We start from the raw sequence: 3,856 nt of genomic DNA, 5'->3' as shown, positions 1-3,856 counted from the left end.
GAACACCAAGCCCCGCCGACACCGTTGGCATCAACCTCCCCGACTCCGAACGACTCCAAGCAGCTTGACACCGACCGAATCGTGCGATTCTGCGTCTGCTCGCGCCGGGAAGGGGAGGGGTCGTCCCCCGGGGGAGGGAAGGAACGGGACCGAGTGGCGGAAGTCATAGCCCCGTAGATCGTTACTTTTGCTAACGTTCTACCTATCGGAGCGCACCGAGGCGCCACATATCACCACCTGTCAGATGCGAGGCACTGCTATGTCAACCACCACACGCGAAGAGCGGCTTGCAGGCCGCATCGAGAACCTCTACGCCACCGACGCGCAGTTCGCCGCCGCCAAACCCGACCCGAAGATCTCCGCCGCGATCCGCCGGCCCGGCCTGCGTTTGAACCAGCTCGTCGAGACCGTCATGGCGGGCTACGCCGACCGCCCGGCCCTGGGCCAGCGGGCCGCCGAGTTCGTGACCGACCCGGTCACCGGCCGCACCACGCTCGAACTGCTCCCCCGCTTCGACACCGTCAGTTACCGCGAATTGTCGTCTCGTATCGACTCCTGCGCCGCGGCACTGGCCGCCGACGCCGCCGTCCGAACCGGAGACCGCGTCTGCATCGTTGGTTTCACCAGCGTGGACTACACCGTGATCGATGTTGCGCTGGCGAAGTTGGGCGCGGTGTCGGTACCGCTGCAGACCGGTGCGGCGCTGACTCAGCTACGGCCGATCGTCACCGAGACCGAGCCGACCGTGATCGCCGCGAGCGTCGGGAATCTCGCCGACGCCGTCGAGCTGGCGCTGACCGGGCACGCGCCCGCCCGGCTAGTGGTCTTCGACTACCACCCGCAGGTTTCCGACGAGCGAGACGCCGTCGAGGCCGCGCGCACCCGGTTGTCCGGCACCGCCGTCGTCGTCGAGACCCTCGACGAGGTGCTGGCGCGGGGTGCGGGGCTGCCCGTGCCGTCGGGAGATTCCAGCGCCGACAACCCCGTCGCGCTGCTGATCTACACCTCCGGCAGCACCGGCGCACCCAAGGGCGCGATGAACAACGAGAGCCGGGTGCTGAACTTCTGGGCCAGCAACGACTTCGAGTCCAAGCCGAAGACAGAGCCCTCGATCACGCTGAACTTCATGCCGATGAGCCACATCATGGGCCGACAGATCCTGTTCGGCACGCTGGGCAACGGCGGCACCGCCTACTTCGTCGGCAAGAGCGACCTGTCCACCCTGTTCGAGGACTTGGCCGCGGTGCGGCCGACCGAGCTCACGTTCGTACCGCGGGTGTGGGACATGCTGTTCGAGAAGTGCCAGAGTCAGGTCGACCGGTTGGTGGCCGGCGGTGACGACCCCGCGGCGGCCCAGCGGCAGGTGCTCGACGAGCTGCGCTCCACCGTGCTGGGCGGTCGCTTCGTCGAAGCGCTGACGGCCTCAGCACCGATATCGGATGAGATGAAGGCGTGGGTCGAAGACCTGCTCGACATCCACCTGGTCGAAGGCTACGGCTCGACCGAGGCCGGGATGGCCACCATCGACGGCGGTATCCGGCGCTCCACGGTGCTCGACTACAAACTGGTCGATGTGCCCGACCTGGGCTACTTCCTGACCGACCGCCCACACCCGCGCGGCGAGCTGCTGCTCAAGACCGCCAACATGTTCCCCGGCTATTACAAGCGCCCGGAAGTCACGGCCGAAGTGTTCGACGAGGACGGCTTCTACCGCACCGGCGACATCATGGCCCTGGTCGGCCCGGACGAACTGGTCTACCTGGATCGGCGCAACAACGTGCTCAAGCTGTCCCAGGGCGAGTTCGTCACGGTGTCCAAGTTAGAGCCGCTGTTCGCCGACAGCCCGCTGGTCCGTCAGGCCTACGTCTACGGCAACAGCGCGCGCGCCTACCTGCTGGCCGTGATCGTTCCCACCGAGGACGCGCTGGCACGCTTCGGTGGCGACGAGCTCAAGTCGCGGATCGCGGCGTCGCTGCAGGAGGTCGCCAAGGCGGCGGATCTGCAGTCGTATGAGATCCCGCGTGACTTCCTGATCGAGACGACCCCGTGGACGCTGGAGAACGGCCTGTTGACCGGCATCCGCAAGCTGGCGCGCCCGCAGCTGAAGAAGCACTACGGCGAGCGGCTGGAACAGCTGTACACCGAGCTGGCGGACAGCCAGGCCAACGAATTGCGTGAGCTGCGCCAGGGCGGCGCGGAGCGGCCGGTGCTGGAGACGCTGTCCCGCGCGGCGGGGGCGTTGCTGGGCACCGGCGCGAGCGATCTGCGACCGGACGCCCACTTCACCGACCTCGGTGGTGACTCGCTGTCGGCGCTGTCGTTCGCCAACCTGCTGCACGAGATCTTCGGCGTCGACGTGCCGGTGGGCGTCATCGTCAGCCCGGCCAGCGACTTGCAGACGCTGGCGCACTACATCGACGCGCAGCGCGCTCCCGGGGCTCAGCGACCCACTTTCGCATCGGTGCACGGACGGGACGCGACCGAGGTGCACGCACGTGACCTCACGCTGGAGAAGTTCATCGACGCCGCCACCCTGGCCGCCGCGCCGGGCCTACCGGGGCCCCGCGCACAGATCCGCACCGTCCTGCTGACCGGCGCGACCGGCTTCCTGGGTCGCTACCTGGCGCTGGAATGGCTGGAGCGGATGCACATGGTCGACGGCAAGGTGATCTGCCTGGTGCGGGCGAAGTCCGACGCGTCGGCACGGGAGCGGCTGGACCAGGTCTTCGACAACGGCGACCTGATGTTGCTGGCCCACTACCAGGGACTGGCCGCCGATCATCTCGAGGTGCTCGCCGGCGACAAGGGCGAAGCGAACCTCGGGTTGGATGCCGACACCTGGCAGCGGCTGGCCGACACCGTCGACCTGATCGTCGACCCCGCGGCGCTGGTCAACCACGTACTGCCGTACAGCCAGCTGTTCGGACCCAACGCGCTGGGCACCGCCGAGCTGCTGCGGCTGGCGGTGACCACCCGGCAGAAGCCGTTCCTGTACACCTCGACGATCGCGGTCGGTGACCAGATCCCGGCGGGGCAGTTCGTCGAGGACGCCGACGTCCGGACCATCAGCGCCACCCGGGTGATCGACGACAGCTACGCCAACGGCTACGCGAACAGCAAATGGGCCGGTGAGGTGCTGCTGCGGGAGGCGCACGACCTGTGCGGGCTGCCGGTGGTGGTGTTCCGCTGCGACATGATCCTGGCTGACACCAGCTATCCGGGTCAGCTCAACGTGCCGGACATGTTCACCCGGATGATGCTCAGCCTGGTGGCAACCGGGATCGCGCCGGGCTCCTTCTACGAACTCGACGCCAACGGCAAGCGTCAGCGCTCGCACTACGACGGTCTGCCGGTGGAGTTCATCGCCGAGGCCATTGCGACGCTGGGTTCGCTGAACGACCGCGACTTCCAGACCTTCCACGTCATGAACCCGTACGACGACGGGATCGGCCTGGACGAGTTCGTCGACTGGCTGGTCGACCCGGCTGGCTGCTCCATCCAGCGGATCGCCGACTACGGCGACTGGCTGCAGCGGTTCGAGACGTCATTGCGGGCGCTGCCGGAAGCGCAGCGCCACAGCTCGTTGCTGCCACTGCTGCACAATTACCAGCGGCCGGCGAAGCCCGAGTGTGGGTCGATCGCGCCGACCGAGCGGTTCCGGGCGGCGGTGCAGGACGCGAAAATCGGAGCGGACAAGGACATCCCGCACATCACGCCGGCGATCATCGGCAAGTACGTGAGCGATTTGCGGTTACTGGGCCTGCTCTAGAGACAGTTCGAGAAGGCGTTCGGCGGGTAACCCCCCCACCCCCGAGAAATTACCCCGGGGGAAATAGCCGCCGAGCACCGCGCAGGG

The 3,856-nt window shown here is 67.5% G+C and carries 1 protein-coding gene; it reads left to right on the top strand.

Features of this window, described 5'->3' with window-relative positions:
• Window positions 1-259: 259 nt before the first annotated feature.
• Window positions 260-3,769, top strand: coding sequence for a carboxylic acid reductase (gene car, locus A9X01_RS17345; protein WP_065121918.1), 3,510 nt, complete (start codon window positions 260-262; stop codon window positions 3,767-3,769).
• The last annotated feature ends 87 nt before the right edge of the window (window positions 3,770-3,856 follow it).

Source organism: Mycobacterium asiaticum (assembly GCF_001668675.1).
GTDB lineage: Bacteria > Actinomycetota > Actinomycetes > Mycobacteriales > Mycobacteriaceae > Mycobacterium > Mycobacterium asiaticum_D.
This window is presented reverse-complemented; position numbering and strand designations above follow the sequence as displayed.

Excerpts from the sequence above, each read along its gene's own strand:
- car (WP_065121918.1), top strand. The coding sequence starts at position 260 with ATGTCAACCACCACACGCGAAGAGCGGCTTGCAGGCCGCATCGAGAAC.